The organism is Paenibacillus sp. FSL F4-0236, from assembly GCF_038000135.1.
Taxonomy (GTDB): Bacteria; Bacillota; Bacilli; order Paenibacillales; family Paenibacillaceae; genus Paenibacillus_AQ.
In genome coordinates, this window is record NZ_JBBOBK010000001.1 from 3,040,817 (window position 1) to 3,058,328 (window position 17,512).

A 17,512-nucleotide genomic window follows, 5' to 3' on the forward strand; every position below is an offset into this window, starting at 1 on the left:
CTTGAATTATGTAAAGTTTTATCCCTCTCACTTGTATCTTTAGTAAAATGATATATGTAAATAAAACTTTGATAAAGAGAAAGTATTCTGTTTTTATTTCCTATTTTCGCTCCTCATTAAGAAATACTTCCGATCAATAAATAAAGGACTGCCTATCGGCAGCCCTTCATTTATTTCGCATCCCTCTCTGTTTTCAAATCGATAATTACCTAAGAGTCTAGCTCTGCTAATTCCTGAAGGATTTTCTCAATATCACCATCAGGATTTAACGCTTTAATCATCTCTTTCGTAATAGCTGCACCCTCATAAACTTGTGCAACAACCTCTAAGGGGAGTATGAGTTCAAAATAACCTTCGGCAAATTCCACAAAATCCTCAGCAGTGCGGAAAATAGTCCCTAGCAAAAAGTCCGAACCATCTTCTGTCCCCGCTGGAATCTCTACCTTCCCCTTTTTCCACGTCAAGTCATTATTTTCACGCCAAAAACAAAAAGTAACATCATCCTTAGCTATCGCCTCTTCTTCAAGAATAGACAATAGTGAGGTGGGGACTTCTTCATAGATTCCTGGCCAAACTTCATGTTCGTCGCGCGCATATGGACTTACTTCGGATTCATGATCAAAACCTTTAATTATCGTTCCTTGAGGTGCAAAAATAATAAACAAATGATCACCTGAGCCATTATCGATCGATGCTAGAGAAACATTCTTATCAAATTTAGAATCAAAACTATGATAGCGAAGCCATTCCTCTGAACATAGGACAATATTTAGAGAAGCAAGTATTTTCATGAGTTTTTTTAAGTTTTCGGGTGCTGGTAAAATATCTAACACATTCATCTATGATTCCTCCCCATTCTAGTTATTAATGATTTTAGCATATTGATGAATTAGGAGTGAAAAAAAAGACTACCCGAAGGTAGCCTTTCCAACTTAACAAGACAATAGCTTAGCTTAAGATCCCGCGCCCTTATATCTTCTAACCCCATAACTCCAAGCTAACAGACCAATCCCAAGGAATATCGCACCTACAACAGGTGTCATCAGCGCCAGGCTCGTCATTTCTTCACGCTGCAGGAAGAGCGCTGCTGGATATACCCCGACGAATGCAAACGGGATAATCCAAGTTAGAAGTACCTGAATAGCACGATTGTAAATCGTTACCGGATAACGGCCATAAGTCTGAATGTTGTACATTAACGGAAGAATACCCGTAGGAGCATCCGAATAGAAAGACAATGAAGTCAATGTTGTATAAATCCCAGTATAGATGGCGACGGCACTTAACGTGAGAATGATCAGAGCCGGTATCGTCCACCATTCAAAGGGAAGACCCAGATTACTACCACTGATGGCCATAATAATAATACCTATGAATGAGCCCATTAGTGCTGGTGGATCAACATTTTCCAAAAAGATCTGGAACAGATTATGCGCCGGACGTGTCAAAATACGGTCCATCTCACCTTTGACGATATAACGCTCACTAAATCCCCATAGATTCACAAAACAACTAAACACCCCAAAAGGCACCATAAAGAACCCATAGACGAACACTACTTCGTTCTGTTTCCAGCCGCCAAGGCTATCCGTATGCATAAAAATTACTAGTATAAAGATAAAGTTTGTAGCCTGAAAGAGCAAATCTGATATGACCTCTACCCAAAAATCGGCGCGATAGGTGAGCCGGGACTTCATATAGTTCTTAATGTATTCAATTAATAATCCAAGGTAATACACGTTTCCTCAACCTCCCTGCACGAAGAGACGCTGCCGCGCCGCATGATATAACCAGACAATTGGAATCAGTAAGGCCAGGAACCAAACGATCTGTATCCCCAGTACATTCCAAATCCCAACCCCTTGCACCCGTCCTGTAAATACAGAACCCGGCAAGTAAGTAATCGCCTGAAACGGCAGCACCTTAAGTATAGAAGATAGCCAGTCAGGAAACAGACTGATCGGCACGATCAGACCAGAGAACAGATCAACAATTACCCGCTTCATACGCATCATGCCCTCATTATTCTCAACAAAGAAAGCTGAGAGCCCAGTAATAATATTGATCTGTGAATTAATCAAAAAGCTGAAAAAGAGCATTACAAGAAACCCCGCCCAAGCAGATGGTGCTGTCGGTAATTGAACCGGGAACAACAACATCGCTATAGCCATACCCGGAATCATAAACAAGAGAAAGCGGAACATTCCCTCTCCGAGTCCTTGCATCATTTTGACTAAGACATAGTTATAAGGCCTTATAAACTGGATAGCGATACTTCCGTCTCGTATATCCGTAGAGATCTCACGATCTAGATTATTAAAATAAAACGCACGAGCCATCCAAGAAACAGCGACATAAGACGTCATTTGCGTTGCGGTAAAGCCACCAAGTGAATCCCCATTACCATAGATGGCCATCCACGTGAAATAGTTAACCCCAATATTCAGTGAATAGATAAGAATACCTGAGTAGTAGTTGATCCGATAAGCAAGCATGGTAAGGAACCGGATCCGTATAAAATCTAAGTACGCCCCAAATAGTAATCTACGACTATTCTCTGGAGGACCACCTGAAGGTGAACCTCCTGAGGACGAGGACATAGCTGTTGAAGCATTAAGCTTATCAGACATGTAAAGCCTCTCTTTCATCCTTCAGAGCGGCAGCTTGTTTCTCTGGTTTATCCGCAGACCCGGATTGATAAATACTGCGAACAATATCGTCCGTATTCGTCTCAATGATTTTGATATCAGTAATGTCGGCTTTCCCTACTACCCGTCCCAAAACATCGGATACATTAATATCCAGCGGTATCCAAACCGATGCTCCAAGATCGTTGTCTGCAGACCAAGTAACCGGCATCCCTTCAGTCCAAAGCTCAAGCAATTGCCGTTTCGTTGCATTTCCGAATTGAAATTGAACTTCACGTCCGGTTCCCCAGCGCTGTTTCAGATCTTCTAGGCCGCCGTCATAAATAATTCGACCATCGTCAAGCATGATCACCCGCGAGCAAAGGGCTTCAATATCTTGCAGATCATGTGTAGTCAACAGTATGGTTGTTCCATGCTCACGGTTCATATCTTTAAGGAATTCACGGATCTCTGACTTCACCACAATATCTAAACCAATGGTTGGCTCGTCCAGAAATACAATCGAAGGGTTATGAAGTAATGCTGCGACTAATTCACAACGCATCCGCTGACCGAGACTGAGCTTACGAACAGGACGATTCAGTAGTTCTTGCAACTGCAATCGTTCGACTAATTCATCCAGCCGTTTCTTGAAGTCTTGTTCAGATACCCGGTATACCTTGCGCAGCAGCTGGAAGGATTCAATGACCCCAATGTCCCACCATAGCTGGCTGCGTTGCCCAAACACCACACCGATATTCTTCACGAATTTCTCGCGCTCCAAATAAGGAACATAACCACCCACCGTAAGATTTCCTGAAGTGGGTACGAGAATGCCCGTGAGCATTTTGATCGTGGTTGATTTCCCGGCACCGTTCTCGCCGATATAACCACAAATCTCACCTTCGGGAATGGAAAAGGAAATATCCTTCACAGCAGTTACTTCCGTATACTCCCTTTTAAACAAATCAGCGAAGGCCCCTTTGAGACCTTCGCGGTTTTTTTGTACTTTGAATGTTTTGCGTAAGTCTTGTACTTGAATAGCAGTCATATTGTACCTCACTAAGCTTAAAGTTGGGTTCCAGTAACCCATTATAATTGAAGAAGTGCAAAAGCACTACCTCAATTTTTACTTAGCCAGTCTTCCTACAATTGGATTCGCTTCTTTCACTGCCTCTAAATGTCCTGAACGAGCCACTTTGGTGCGTAAGTATTTCTCGTTAAAAGAAGATACATCTCCCCACAGCGCTACTCTTTTCACAGCATTCATACCTGCAGTCTTGAGAGCTTCCAGTTTCTTCGGATTGTTCGTAATTAACGTGACTGGTTTTTGACGTAGCTGTTGTAGAACGCTGATCGCTTCTTCATAATTTCTTGAATCATCAGAAAAACCCAGTTCTAAATTAGCCTCAACTGTATCGTATCCTTCTTCTTGTAAAAGATACGCTAAAGATTTGCTAAACAGTCCAATGCCTCTACCCTCATGGTTAGCAAGATAGAATAACGCACCTGAACCGTGTTCGACGATCATTTTCATGGACTGATGCAGTTGGAAGCCACAATCACAACGTTTGCTGCCAAAAATATCGCCGGTATGACAAATGCTGTGCATCCGAATCAATGCTTCATCTGAGCCTTCGAAATCACCATATACTAAAACACTGGATTGCTGACCATCTGCGAGGCTCATGGATGGTAACTTTGAAATCAAAGCGGCTGTTGCTTCACTATTATCACCAAGAAGCTCTGCATCCGTAGTGTTCAGCCAGTTGTACCATTTAAAAGTAACAGTCTCTCCGTCTAAATTCACGGGTAAAGTAATCGGTCCAACCAATATATTTGTACTGTTTTCTAAAGGAATCCGAGTAATTTTATTTTGTAGGATAGAAATAATATCTGGTTTTGTCATGTGTAACACCTTCCTCAATTTCATCTGGTATAGCTATAGCTATACATAAGGATCGAATATTAGTTAAAATATAAGTAACTATTTGTAAGTAAGTTTATCATTGTAATATAACTTCGTCAAGTTATAATATATCTTTAAATATTTATAATTACTTTATGTAAGTTTATGATATAATGAATGTCGAGGTGATATTATGAATGATTTCAACATGTGTCCTCGCTTTGAAAAAGCGGTAGACTTGCTAAGTAAACGTTGGGTCGCGCTGATCGTTTTCGTGCTTATGCCAGGTCCACGTCGTTTTGGCGAAATAGAAAGCTGTCTGTCCAATCTAAGTGGTAAAGTGTTATCTGACCGATTAAAAGAAATGGAAATCGAAGGTATTATTGAACGAACCGTATATCCAGAAATGCCAGTACGCATTGAGTACTCCCTTACTCCAAAAGGAACCGCGTTGGCTCCTATACTTGGTGAAATTGGAAATTGGTCTACGGACTGGATTGAGCTTGGTGTTACAAATTAATCCGACTTATACTAACTTGAAGAGCCCTTTTTGTTCCGTAAATCCGGCAACAAAAAGGGCATTTTAAGTTCTTCGAAATATTGTTAAACTACTATAGATCTTTCCGTTGAAAACGATACAATCCGATTAAGAACGCGATAAGTGTATAGAAGATCGCATAGACGATAAATGTATTAGATGGGACTGAGGTGAAGTTATCTAACCCAAATAGACTATTGGAAGCGTTAAACATCCCGTTCATTTCGTTAATGCTAAACAGTTCAGCAGTCATTCTGCGCTGTAACCCATCTACAGGCATAAGTAAGGACATTATACCCGTCATATTATTTAGAGTGCTAAGTGCTTCGGGCTTAGATAATAATGAACTACTTACCTTGTCAATCATTCCTCCTAGCCATCCTGCTCCATAAAGCATCGTCATAAAGACTCCATTCCCAAGGGCTGAGAAGAATCCTGAACCCAGCATAGAAACAGTTATTAGCAACGGTACGATGGAAGAAAAGAGCAAAAATGATTTAAATAACGCTAATCCATCTCTTGGAATTGCGGTATGAGCTTGCGTAATTAGCAATATAGAAACAAATAAAATAAGTGCATAACCTATTCCTAGTGTTACATAACCAAGCCAGCGACCTGCGTACCATTTCCAGCGTGGAATTGGTCTTGGAAGCAAGGCTTGCATCACTCCCTGCTCTGCCTCACCTGAAATGGCGGAAAACGAACTAAAAATAGCTAAAAAAGCAATTACAAATGCTCCGAAGAAAAATCCAAATGATAAAATAAATAAACCATTTGTAAAACGAATAAGGAGTTCTTCTCCGCTAGGAAAACTCGATCCGTGAGACATAGAACTTTGCCCGATCGTACCCGCAATAAACCAAAACCCAATAAGAAAGACCACGGTCATAATTAATGTCAGCACCATTACTCTTTTGCGCATCAGTTCTTTCCAGGTCATACCCATTATAATTCTCATTCGTGTTCACCTCTGTGGCTTAGTCCTGATACAGCATTCATAAACCACTCTTCCAGACGTTCTTGCTGATGTGAAACTTCATATAAGGTCATCCCTTGTTCTATAATCAGTGTATTCAGCCAACCCACCTGCTCTTCACTTTCCAGCTCCGCTTCCAACCAAACCCTACTACTGTCTATGGATTCTTCGGTATGGGAAGACACCCGGATCTGCAAGCCTGTCTGATCTTTTAGCCACGACAATAAAATAGGCGCAAAGCCGCCTACTTTAAATCGCCAGCTCATACGCTTGTTTAACACCTCGGACACTTTACCATGCCGGAGAATAACTCCGTTATTAAGTAGCGCCATTCGGTCGCAAAGTACTTCAACATCCTCTAACAGATGAGAGTTTAGAAATATCGTAACCCCTTTTTCTTTTAGATTCTGTAATATACGCCGGACTTCCTGACGTCCGATTGGATCTAGTGCCGATGAGGGCTCATCCAAAAAAACGATAGCCGGCTCATTAACAAGTGCACAAGCTAAACCCAGTCTTTGCTGCATTCCCTTAGAGTAATGCTTCACTCGGTCACGTCCACGCTTACCAATTCCAACCTCATCAAGAAGTTGTGGAATTCTCTTATATGCTACAGACCGCTGCATTCCACATAGTCTTGCATGCAGCCTCACAACCTCCTCACCCGTTAGCCATTCCTGATAGCGATACAATTCGGGCAAATAACCGATTAGTGATTTAGCTTCTAGCGAACCAATCTTATGCCCGAACAGAGTTCCACTGCCACTTGATGGATGAATAAGTCCTACAAGCATTTTTACAAAGGTGCTTTTACCTGCACCGTTAGGGCCGAGGAAGCCAAAGGCTTCCCCTTTCCCTACAGTAATACTTACATCTCGACAACCGCGCCCGTTATCATATTCTTTAGTTAGTGACTTGGCTTCAATTGCTGCAGTACTCATGATTCAATCAACTCCTGAACCTTGGTCATAAGCTTCTCTTTACTCGAATAGAGCTCACCTGACAAATTGAATAGCTGTCCATCCTGAATCCATGTAGCTTGATATACAGGACCGCGGCTGTATTCATAATTGTCAACTATAACTAAAGTGTCACCCACAGTTATTTGCTCCGTATTTTCACCAGCGATTAACGGCATTGGGATTTCTCCGGATAAGACCCTGCTTTGCATTAAGCTAGTCTTCAAGTAATCTGGGAGCAGTGGGAAATTCATTACAGCTTCCAAAGCCTCTTCCACTTTAATAGAAGGATCAACGTTAAGTACAGGTGCATTCATCTGCGACAGACTTGCCCAGTGCGTTTCGTCAGATGAGAGATTGTAATTCACAAATTCCGGGATATGAAGTGTAATTGGTTTACCGTCAATCGATTCGGGCAGCAGATGTTCTGCTCCAATTTTCTTCAGGGCTTTGTTCACTTCGTCCACTTTCAGATTAAGCGTGATATCTTGTGAAGCACCCACCGTAACTGAATTATGCCCTTCCACTAAAGCAGCGGTTTTCGCTGGATAGCCTAGGGTAGCCTTCAGTTGATCCGCAGGCAACTCACCAATGTAAGCCCCGCTAGCGTTTGTAAACTCACCGAATTGATTAATTGATCGATTAAGTTCACCGTCTTCAGCCACCTGTGTGAAAATATTACGCAGATCACTCTCATGAACAACCGTAACCTGTTCCATCCTGAACTGATTCAGAATGGATGCCATTGCTGTGTTTCCTATTGGGGTCGCGAGTATGACTGCAAAAACAGCTACACTCGCAGCTACAACTCCTAGCTTCCGACGACGGTTCATACGCAGCCGACGCGGACGTTGTACTTTCTTATCATGGGTAGTTACAAGTATGTCCTGTACTACCGTTGGTGTTGACTCTGATTCAAGGTTCTCAAGATTTTCTGGCTGACTTAAGTTAACAGAATCCTCAACTTGGGCTTCCGTATTTTTTCTCCATTTTGTCCATTGAGGATTATAAGACTCATTCTCTAACTTACTCTGTAGCTTGGCCCAGGCTTCGTCTGTACTTTGCTTATCTTTATCTTGCTTTCCTGAATAGTTATTCATTATTGTACCTCCTGATTTTAAAGATTACTTCTTAACTTCTCCTCGAAAAAAGTCTACTTCGTCTGGGGTATCGCCTTCGTTGCATTTTGTCTTAGTTTCTCTGTCGCTCGGTGAAGCAGGGTCCCTACTACTGGAGGCCTTACTCCAAGCTCTCCCGCGATTTCCACATAACTGTACCCCGAGTAGCGAAGAAGAAGCGCTTGTCTGTCTCTTTCAGGCAATTCATTCAGCCAGATGTGTACATCTTCCTGATCTAGCTTACTAATTATGACTTCTTCACCTGAAGGGGGAGATTCACTAGCATCATAAAGCTGCTCTTGTTTATTCTGCAGTCGCCGTTCCCTTGCTTTTTTGTCCAAATAATCATATCCAATACGAGTTAGGACTCTATGAAGCCAGGCACCCAGCGCTGCTGGATCATCTGGTGGATTACGGTACAATCTCAGAAAAACTTCTTGAGCTAAATCATCAGCCGCCGATTCATCACGTACCAAAGCGGCAAGCTTACGGCGGACAACAGGGTAATGTTCATAAAATATTGTTTTAAAAATTTCAGATTCCGGAATTTCCATCGTGTAAATCCTCCTTATCAGCTGCAGCTATAAGTAAGACGACCGTCAGTACATTTTTGTATCAGAATTCTTCATAATTATCATAATCCATTATAAAACATACAAAAAGACAGCCCCTAATTAATAAGGTAACTGTCTTCATTATTGGTCTTACCTATCTGTTTTGATTCCAATTATCGAATTCGAATATATCGGTTAAGAATCTTCTTGGACAAAATACTCCGCTCCAGCTTAAGCTCCAGCAGTTGTTCCTTCCAATGTAACACTTCATCTGATTCTTCATTCTTACGCAGCTTCTCAAACAACTTCATGATCAATATGTTAACGGAATCAAACCGTGACCATAATTCTATCACACTTTCTTCTTGAACCTGAGGTTCTTCCGATACTGCGTTAAGATTCTTTAAGCTCTCTATGATGTCAGCCTGCCACTGTCCATCGTTAATTGCTTTGGCATAATTTAAAAGGTCCAGATAATCGTCGACTGACATATGTACCGACTCCTTTGTATGGTTATACCAAGTATTATACTAGGTATTGTGTATATTGCAACACTTTATACCTGTAAGTATACAAAAAAACAAGGGCTAGTATGCGGACTAGCCCTTGCTAATAAATTTAAACGGAGTACGTTAAGTTATAGTAACTTCTCGATTTCCTCTTTGTATTGCTCCGATTTCGGACCAAATACGATTTGTACAGCACCTTGACCAAGTCTCATTACACCGGAAGCACCGAGTTGTTTCAGAGCGGAATCTTTAACGGCTTTTTCGTCTTTAACGATCAGACGTAGGCGTGTAATACAAGCGTCGATATTTTCGATGTTTGAAGGTCCGCCGATGTGCTCAAGAATTTGAGCAGCCTTGGAAGAAGCCGCTGAACCTGTTGTGTTACCTCCAGTTGTTGCTACAAGCGCATCATCATCATCATCTTCACGACCAGGGGTCTTAAGCTTGAACTTCGTGATGATAAAGCGGAATAACACGTAGTACAGAACGAAGAAGCACAGACCTACAGGGATAAGAATCCATGCATTGGTGGATAGTTTCATGTTCACCAGGTAGTCAATCAAACCAGCGGAGAAGCTGAAACCAAGCTTAACATCTAGAATATACATTAATGCCATAGAGAAACCAGTTAGTAAAGCATGCACTACGTACAATACTGGTGCCAAGAACATAAAGGAGAATTCAAGGGGTTCTGTGATCCCTGTTAAGAAAGAAGCGATGGCAGAACCAACGAAGATGGAAGCAACCATTTTACGTTTTTCGGGTTTAGCTGTATGAATAAATGCAAGTGCTGCACCTGGAAGCGCAAACATCATGATTGGGAAGAAGCCTGTCATAAACATCCCAGCTGTTTTATCTCCAGCGAAGAAGCGATACAAGTCTCCATGTACCAACTCACCAGCTGCATTCGTAAAGTCACCAATTTGGAACCAAGCAATCGAATTAAGCACGTGGTGAAGTCCAATCGGAATCAATAAGCGGTTAGCTGTACCGAAGAAGAACGCTCCTACTGCTCCCAAAGATACAACCCAGTTACCGAAATCACTAATAACATCTTGTATAGGGCTCCAGACCATACCAACTAATACGGCAAGGACCATCGTGGATGCAGCTGTAATGATTGGAACAAAACGTTTACCAGCAAAGAACCCGAGCCAATCTGGCATCTTAATATTATGATATCTCTTGTATAGGAATGCTGCCCAGGCACCGGCAAATATACCTCCAAGCACACCCATATTCAACACTACATCATCATTGATGAAGGAGAACTGAAGGGGTACGACAGCCAGAATCTTGGTCAGTACCATGTATGCAATTACTGCTGACAAGGCTGCTACGGCGTCTTTGGCAAATCCAATGGCGACACCAACCGCAAAGATCAAGGCAAGGTTTCCGAAGATAGCACCCGCACCGGCGTTTAGAAATGGAACAAAATATTGGTTCAGGAATCCTCCGACTGCGGACCCTAGATGCAAATCTTTTTCAAAATCAAGCAATCCAATCCCTTGCAGAATACCTGCCGCAGGCAAAGTTGCTACCGGAAGCATAAGCGACTTACCTAATTTTTGTAGAAAACCCAACATAAAATATCATCCTTTCGATTCAATAGTAGTAATGCTGTATCAGCCTATTACTTTGAAGCCACTGTAAGAATCAGATCCTGTCCTGCTGTAACCTGACCATAATGTCCGTTCACTTGAGGTGGTGTTTCCTCCGTACTAGTCACGATTACAGGTGAAATTGTGTCACAGCCTGCTGCGCGAATAACGTCCAGATCAAATTCGATTAAGGTTTGACCTGCCTTCACTTGATCTCCAGAGGCAATATGACTGACAAATCCGTTGCCCTTAAGACTGACAGTATCGATTCCGATATGTAACAGCAATTGCACACCGGAGGAATGTTCCAGAATAACTGCATGACTCGATTTCACGATATGAGCAACCGTGCCATCAAAAGGAGCCTTTAGGATCCCCTCAGAAGGTCTGATTGCAACTCCGCTACCCATATGACCACCAGCAAAGGTTTCATCCGGAACCTCTGTTAATGAAACTGCCTCTCCGCTGATTGGTGCCATGATTTCGATTGTATGTCCAGTATGTTTCTCTTCTTTTTTTGATTTCCATTTGGAAAACATATGCTCCACTCCTCTAAAGATGTTAGTTTTGTTTCACTAAAGTCTGAAATAATCGGTGTAAGTGCATCGCCAGGAAACACAGCTCTTCTTCCGGGATATCTACACCAAGAGATTTTTGCATCACTTTACCGAGCTTTTGAGATAACTTGTATTCTTCTTTATATTCCTTCTTAATATGTTTCACAAAAGGATTATCTATTAGTGATCCCTTCAAAATACGTTCCAATGAAAACCGTAAATGGATCATTAATCGAATATGATTCATACTGCCATGCTCAAAAGTTATATTCCGTTCTTGCTGTATCATGTCCAGAAGTTCACTTACAATATTAGATGCTTTTACTAACTGACCCACCGATACATTGTTAACTGCGGAGTACACATGATAAGTTAGAAATCCAACCTCGTCTTCGGGAATTTGCACCTGAAATTCAGCATTGATCTTCTCTGATGCCTTGTAAGCGATATCAAATTCCTTCGGAAAAGACATCTTAGTTTCTTGTAAAAAAGGATTAATAATATCCATCCCGTTGCGCAGACGGTAAATGGTGAACTGAATGTGGCTCGGGAGTGCCAAATAAATCTTGTCGTTTAATTTGTCAGGAAATTGACTTTGGATATCAGCAATTATTTCATCAGTTATTCTCATCACTTTGGGATCTATGTCTTCCAGCAATATTTGATACTGACTCCAGGATTCGCGGTCTTCTAGACGAAACAATTTCTCAATACGAGGATCGTTTCCTTCAATCACACCTGAACCTTTCACAGCAAAACCAATGCCTTTACCGATGATGACATATTCCTTGCCGTTCTTGCTTCCCTGAACCATTACAACGTTGTTCCCAATCACACGCTGTACTTGAAATTGCTCGATCTCCCGCGACAAGCTCATCACTCCTTTCCCATATTATCGTCAATTAGGAACAAAAAAAGCCAAGAAATGTCTCATCGAGATGAAGACAATCCTTGGCTCATGCCCTTAACGGTAACACGCCACTAAAATATAAATGATCATTTATGAACATATCATAAATCATGAACTGCTAACTCGTCAATGGTAAATTTATAAATGTCAAGCGCAGCTCCTGAACTCAAAAATTCACGAGCTATAAATAGCTTTCAATTTGGGGAAGCTTTTCTTTAAGCTGACGGACATTGGTCTCCAGTTTTAGAATGACCTCTTCTAAATCCTTAGGGTCGATGCCTCGAAGTACAGGAACCTGAATTACCTCTGTGGCTTTGGTTTCTGATTTTAATTCTCGCATCTCCAGCTGCTGTTCTTGCCATTTATCCATCAGATCAGCAATTGTCGCATAAAAACGCTCATAATCCTTGATTACGCTATCTAAAAATGTATCCACTTCCTCCGCATCGTAACCACGAAGCTTCATACTGAATTCTTTTTCATGTATGGTTAGAGCATCTAGAGTGATGCCAAGTTGGCTGAATAGCTTACGTTGTTTGTCCAATCGACGTTTCATATGTTCATCCATCATTTGTTACCTCCAAGTATATACTGCAATTATCCGGCAGTAACCATTATAACAGGGTGAGAGCATCCTGAAAATATAACTATAGTTCCAGTTCTAGAAGTTATCCGCAACCGCCTTGTTCAAAATACCTAAGCAGCGATCAAGATCCGTCTTCACCTGCTTCTTATATAGCTTCGCTTTCTCTTCTCCATCAGTTGTGAAATGGTATAAGACGATTTCTTGAAAATCCACCTTCGGGTCATTCCCTTTTAGCTGTTTAGTACGATATAAAATTCCTTGCTGTACCAGCTCATGCAGCGCGCGATAAATTTCGCTCTGTGGAGGGGAATATCCATGTGCCTTGAAATCTCGACGTAAATCCTCAAGCATTTGGTATCCATACCCGCGATGTTGTTCTACCATTGTTATAAGATACACCTTGATAAAAGCCCGTTGAGCAATCATAAACGCCATATAAACCCTCCTCATGTTGTGTTTTTTTGGTTAATCTTACCTTCTATAACTCTAGTATAAGCACTATTTTCCAACTTTCACAACCTGAAATGTGGTAGTGGGTTCACTTTTTCCGATTTGTATAGAAATTTAATAGGGATAGATGATGAATTTATTGAAAGTAACTAGATAGAGTTGTTTATTTTGTGATTTTCTATTGTGAATTTTTCATATGATGAAAGTTGGTTTTCTCGAGTAATAAATAACGGCCATTGAGAACTTAACCATAAAGTTCTCGATGGCCGTTGAATAATGAGTGAACAATCCCTTAGCGTTTATTGGCCTCATGCCATTTAGCGAGTAATTCCTCTCGGTTCGCAGCAGCGATATCGAATCGATACGTAATCATTAATTTTTCCAGCTTAACAGAAGACAATAGCGGATGGATCTTAATATTCGGCATCACAGGTAAGGAAAATGCGGAATTCATATAATCTGTCTGAGCATCTGTTGACAGTACAAAATCTACCAGCTGCTTAGCAGCAGTCACGTTGTTCCCACCTTTCAAGATCGACACTGCACCTATCTCCCATCCAGCTTGTGGAGGAATAGAAGATTGTATAGCATATCCCGAATTCTTAAATCGAAGCTGGTCGCCCATAAAGCTGATAACAGCAGCAACTTCACCTACTGCAAGCCGCTGGGCAGAACTAATTCCTGAGAATGTAGTTGATGAACTCTGCTTCTTAAGAGCACTCACCAATGCTAGAGCTTGCTCCTCCCCACGTTCTTGTGCAAGAGAGGCTAGCAATGTGTATCCTGTACCTGAGGTTTCTGGGTCCGGAATTTCAATTTTCCCCTTGAGCTCGGGACGTAATAAGTCTTCGTAGCGTTCCGGAAGAGGTAAAGCTACAAGCTGAGGATCTTGATTCCAGACCTGCTCATTTACACCAATAGCCAATGCACCCATGTATATACCTGTCCAATAGCCCATTTTATCTTTATAGATGTCGGGGATCTCATCAGCAACATGTGATGAATAGCGAATTAATTTCCCTTTGTTCTTGAGCTGCTCATGAAGATCAGCAGGCCCACCGAGAACAACATCAATGCCTGTCTTATTGATCGACATCAAATGGTAGCTTGCCTCACCGCCAGACATGCGAATAAGCTCATAAGACTGTCCCGTCTTCTTCTTATATTTCTCCAACAGAATACGCGCTTCATCCTCTTGAAAAATTACATATACTTTGAGAGGCTGATTGCTTTTCTGTCCAGGATAGAAATATATTAGAAGAAGTATTGTTACCGCAACCAATGACAGGATAATTACCTTTGTTCTCAATTAGAACGTCTCCTCCCGCTAAACTAGCCTATAGCCGCCGTTCTATAAAAAACGATACGCCAAAAAAGGAAAACGACTGTTTTCCTTTTTTGGAACATCTACTTCAGTTTACGGACTAACCTTTTTAATAATATGAATTTTGTCTATTGCCGCACTCATCCGAACTTGACCATCGAAAGTCTTTTGACCAATATCATAAGCATCGACAATCCATTCTTTGCCCCATTGATCTGCAAGGAAATATCTTTCCTTTTCTCCTAGAAACATCGAGGATTGGACTACTCCCATGATGTTAAATCCGCTAATGTCCGGATGATTTAGTCGCAATGATTCGGGGCGAACACTCAGAAGAACTTCCTCACCCTCTGTCAGCTTTTCATCTGTAGTAATAGTAACATTATCCCCTCCAAAGCCGTAGCTAACTGTTGCCGTACCCTCTTTACTTTGCATGACTACTGCCTCAATAAAATTGGTAGAACCAATAAAATCAGCTACATATTGTGTACGAGGTTTATAATATATTTCATGCGGCGTACCGTACTGATCAATAGCTCCTTTATTAAAAACAACGATCTGATCTGACATCGACAAAGCTTCCAATTGATCATGCGTTACATATATTACGGTTAGTCCAAGTTCCTGTTGAATTGTTCGCAGTTCAACGCGTACCTCTTCACGTAATTTAGCATCTAGATTACTTAGTGGCTCATCCAGGAGAATAATCGGCGAATTCATCACTAAGGCACGAGCCATAGCTACACGTTGCTGTTGTCCACCAGACATTTCATGGGGATATCGCTCTTCAAGTCCGGATAATTTGACCTGGGCCATAACAGCCATTACCCGTTCCTGCACTTCTGCTTCAGGTCTTTTCTTAATATCTAGTCCATAAGCAATATTATCAAATACCGTCATATGCGGGAACAAGGCATATTCCTGGAACACCATTGGAGTGCCCCTTTTATATGGAGGTAATTCATTAACCAAATTCCCGTCAATCCACACCTCACCATCATCGATGGTATAGAAACCCGCGATGGAACGTAATAAAGTCGTCTTCCCACAACCACTCGGACCAAGGAAGGTGATGAACTTCCCCCGTTCAATCTTTAAGTTGATATTTTTCAAGACATGGTTATTGCCGAACACTTTATTCACATTTTTCAAATCTAGTAGTATGTTGGATTCCATCGTGCCCACTCCCTTCAAAATCATTAGAAATCAAATATTTTCACTTTGGAACGGAAGATCAGCTTGATCACTCCCAGTGTTCCAAGCGTTGCACCCATCAAACCCACTGCCACAGCGGCTGCCCAATAATAGGTTCCCGTTTCGGCATAGTTAAAGATCGATACTGCTGCAACAACCCATTTAGGGGTAATTAGGAAGATTATCGTACTCAAAGTATTCATATTTTTCATAAACGCATAGACAAAGTTCGCTACGACGGTTTTTTGCAACATTGGAAATACAATCGTTGTTAGCGTCTTACGGCTACTCGCACCCAGATTGGTGGCTGCTTCTTCGATCGATTTATCCACTTGTTTAAAAGACGCAGTCAAGCCCCGATAACCTACAGGCATCTGTTTAAGTAACATCGCAATGACAATCAATGCTGCAGATCCCTGCAAAACAATCGGACCTTTACTAAACGCAACAATCAGTGCAAGACCAACGAATGTTCCTGGAAGCGCAATTGGAAGAACCGCGCTGAAATCTAGTAATTTTTTACCTGGAAAAGGTTTGCGAACTACTATATAGGCGAGCACTAATGCAAGAGCCACCGCCAGCAACGCACTAATTAGCGATAACACTAAGCTGTTCAAAACGGCTGGACTAGATGAACTAAAGACAACTTTCATAATATGATCCAGTGTGAACGTATTATCTCGACCAAAGTTTTTCGTAAAGGCGAAAAGAATGGTGATCGCAAACATCGAAATAATGAACAATGAGATTAAACTGTTAAAAGAGAAAAGTAATGCATCTGTCCTCTTAGATGTAGTGATCCGTTTCAAACCAGATACCGGCTTACCAGTTATCGTTGAGTAGGAGCCTTTAGATAAAATCTTATTCTGAACCCAGAATACAATCAGTGCAGGAATTACTAAGATAATCCCCATGACCGAAGCTAGTCCTGCCTCGTTATTAATAATTTCTCCGTAAATTTCAACTGCTAAAAGTGAATAGTTCCCACCAATTAGCTTTGGATTCCCGAAGTCAGCGAAGCAGTTAATCGCTACCAGCAAGAATGCGTTAATAACACCTGGAAGTGCAAGTTTCAGCGTAATCGTCCTGAATAATTTAAATCCTCTAGCTCCAAGGTTCTGTGCTGCTATCTCCAGATTCGGTGATATAGCGCGGAGCACACCCGTTATAGTCATGTAGGCAAGTGGAAAATAGGATATCGTCTGAACAATCCACAGCCCCGGTAATCCATACAAATCAAGCTCAAAATTAAAGTTGGTATTTAACCATTGTGAGATCATTCCCCCACGTCCAAAAAGCAATAGGAATGCTAAACCACTCATAACCGAAGGAGCTAATAATGGAATAAAGGCTATAAATCGAAAGAACTTCTTTCCTCTGATGTTACTGTAGTGAATCGCATACGCATAAATAAATCCAAACACTGTTGCTGTAAAAGCGGATAATGATGAGCTAACTACCGTATTTAATAGCGCTTTTCCATAACGGGGTTTACTAAAAAACGTTGCCCAATTATCAAATCCAGATGTAAACACAACGACTACCAGCGGATAAATAACAAATAGAATGAGAAATGCAAAGCTAGTCAGTACAAGTACGAGTGACGATGGATCTTTAAAGAGCCTGTTGATCGACTCCCCAATGCCTTTTTTTTCTTTCATAGGGGGCGACTCCCACCTTTCTGCCATCCAATTTGAGGG

The 17,512-nt window shown here is 41.5% G+C and carries 19 protein-coding genes; 1 reads left to right on the plus strand and 18 read right to left on the minus strand.

Annotation, left to right across the window (positions count from 1 at the left end):
* Positions 1-209: 209 nt before the first annotated feature.
* From NSQ29_RS13775 to NSQ29_RS13795, 5 genes are all read right to left on the minus strand, one after another.
* A complete protein-coding gene (locus NSQ29_RS13775; RefSeq protein WP_340969180.1) occupies positions 210-839 on the minus strand; it encodes a hypothetical protein in 630 nt (209 codons plus the stop codon).
* A gap of 114 nt (positions 840-953) precedes the next feature.
* Positions 954-1,697 carry an ABC transporter permease gene (locus NSQ29_RS13780; RefSeq protein WP_341126765.1) on the minus strand — a complete coding sequence of 248 codons (744 nt, stop codon included), beginning with the start codon at positions 1,695-1,697 and terminating at the stop codon, positions 954-956.
* Between the two features lie 48 nt (positions 1,698-1,745).
* The gene (locus tag NSQ29_RS13785) at positions 1,746-2,495 is read right to left on the minus strand and encodes an ABC transporter permease (RefSeq protein ID WP_042193809.1); all 750 of its coding nucleotides are present in this window, start codon (positions 2,493-2,495) and stop codon (positions 1,746-1,748) included.
* Positions 2,496-2,622: 127 nt separating this feature from the next.
* Positions 2,623-3,678: an ABC transporter ATP-binding protein gene (locus NSQ29_RS13790; protein WP_042187774.1), complete on the minus strand. Its 1,056-nt coding sequence runs from the start codon at positions 3,676-3,678 to the stop codon at positions 2,623-2,625.
* A gap of 78 nt (positions 3,679-3,756) precedes the next feature.
* The gene (locus NSQ29_RS13795) at positions 3,757-4,536 is read right to left on the minus strand and encodes a GTP cyclohydrolase II (protein WP_076298895.1); all 780 of its coding nucleotides are present in this window, start codon (positions 4,534-4,536) and stop codon (positions 3,757-3,759) included.
* A gap of 193 nt (positions 4,537-4,729) precedes the next feature.
* Between NSQ29_RS13795 and NSQ29_RS13800 the strand changes: the two genes are divergently transcribed.
* The gene (locus NSQ29_RS13800; protein ID WP_042127276.1) at positions 4,730-5,056 is read left to right on the plus strand and encodes a winged helix-turn-helix transcriptional regulator; all 327 of its coding nucleotides are present in this window, start codon (positions 4,730-4,732) and stop codon (positions 5,054-5,056) included.
* 91 nt (positions 5,057-5,147) lie between these two features.
* Here NSQ29_RS13800 and NSQ29_RS13805 read toward each other — a convergent pair whose 3' ends face one another.
* From NSQ29_RS13805 to NSQ29_RS13865, 13 genes are all read right to left on the minus strand, one after another.
* Positions 5,148-6,032 carry an ABC transporter permease subunit gene (locus NSQ29_RS13805; protein WP_076298894.1) on the minus strand — a complete coding sequence of 295 codons (885 nt, stop codon included), beginning with the start codon at positions 6,030-6,032 and terminating at the stop codon, positions 5,148-5,150.
* On the minus strand, positions 6,029-6,991 hold the full coding sequence (locus NSQ29_RS13810; protein ID WP_341125357.1) for an ABC transporter ATP-binding protein: 963 nt from the start codon (positions 6,989-6,991) through the stop codon (positions 6,029-6,031). The genes NSQ29_RS13805 and NSQ29_RS13810 overlap by 4 nt, the downstream gene beginning before the upstream one ends.
* Positions 6,988-8,109: a hypothetical protein gene (locus tag NSQ29_RS13815; RefSeq protein WP_341125358.1), complete on the minus strand. Its 1,122-nt coding sequence runs from the start codon at positions 8,107-8,109 to the stop codon at positions 6,988-6,990. The genes NSQ29_RS13810 and NSQ29_RS13815 overlap by 4 nt, the downstream gene beginning before the upstream one ends.
* A 53-nt stretch (positions 8,110-8,162) precedes the next feature.
* A complete protein-coding gene (locus NSQ29_RS13820) occupies positions 8,163-8,681 on the minus strand; it encodes a sigma-70 family RNA polymerase sigma factor (RefSeq protein WP_076286416.1) in 519 nt (172 codons plus the stop codon).
* Between the two features lie 173 nt (positions 8,682-8,854).
* A complete protein-coding gene (locus NSQ29_RS13825) occupies positions 8,855-9,172 on the minus strand; it encodes a hypothetical protein (protein WP_341125359.1) in 318 nt (105 codons plus the stop codon).
* Positions 9,173-9,318: 146 nt separating this feature from the next.
* On the minus strand, positions 9,319-10,776 hold the full coding sequence (gene nagE, locus NSQ29_RS13830; protein ID WP_341125360.1) for an N-acetylglucosamine-specific PTS transporter subunit IIBC: 1,458 nt from the start codon (positions 10,774-10,776) through the stop codon (positions 9,319-9,321).
* A 47-nt stretch (positions 10,777-10,823) separates the two neighbouring features.
* Positions 10,824-11,330 carry a PTS sugar transporter subunit IIA gene (locus tag NSQ29_RS13835; RefSeq protein WP_042187759.1) on the minus strand — a complete coding sequence of 169 codons (507 nt, stop codon included), beginning with the start codon at positions 11,328-11,330 and terminating at the stop codon, positions 10,824-10,826.
* 22 nt (positions 11,331-11,352) lie between these two features.
* Positions 11,353-12,225, minus strand: a complete 873-nt coding sequence (locus NSQ29_RS13840) for a PRD domain-containing protein (protein WP_042187757.1) — start codon at positions 12,223-12,225, stop codon at positions 11,353-11,355.
* 214 nt (positions 12,226-12,439) lie between these two features.
* Entirely contained in the window at positions 12,440-12,826 is a 387-nt protein-coding gene (locus NSQ29_RS13845) for a DivIVA domain-containing protein (protein WP_339271621.1), read from the minus strand.
* Between the two features lie 93 nt (positions 12,827-12,919).
* Positions 12,920-13,279, minus strand: a complete 360-nt coding sequence (locus tag NSQ29_RS13850) for a helix-turn-helix transcriptional regulator (RefSeq protein ID WP_042187753.1) — start codon at positions 13,277-13,279, stop codon at positions 12,920-12,922.
* A 307-nt stretch (positions 13,280-13,586) separates the two neighbouring features.
* The gene (locus NSQ29_RS13855) at positions 13,587-14,603 is read right to left on the minus strand and encodes an extracellular solute-binding protein (protein WP_042187750.1); all 1,017 of its coding nucleotides are present in this window, start codon (positions 14,601-14,603) and stop codon (positions 13,587-13,589) included.
* Between the two features lie 108 nt (positions 14,604-14,711).
* Positions 14,712-15,794, minus strand: coding sequence for an ABC transporter ATP-binding protein (locus NSQ29_RS13860; RefSeq protein ID WP_042187748.1), 1,083 nt, complete (start codon positions 15,792-15,794; stop codon positions 14,712-14,714).
* 23 nt (positions 15,795-15,817) lie between these two features.
* Positions 15,818-17,473 carry an ABC transporter permease gene (locus NSQ29_RS13865; RefSeq protein WP_076286420.1) on the minus strand — a complete coding sequence of 552 codons (1,656 nt, stop codon included), beginning with the start codon at positions 17,471-17,473 and terminating at the stop codon, positions 15,818-15,820.
* Positions 17,474-17,512: the final 39 nt, after the last annotated feature.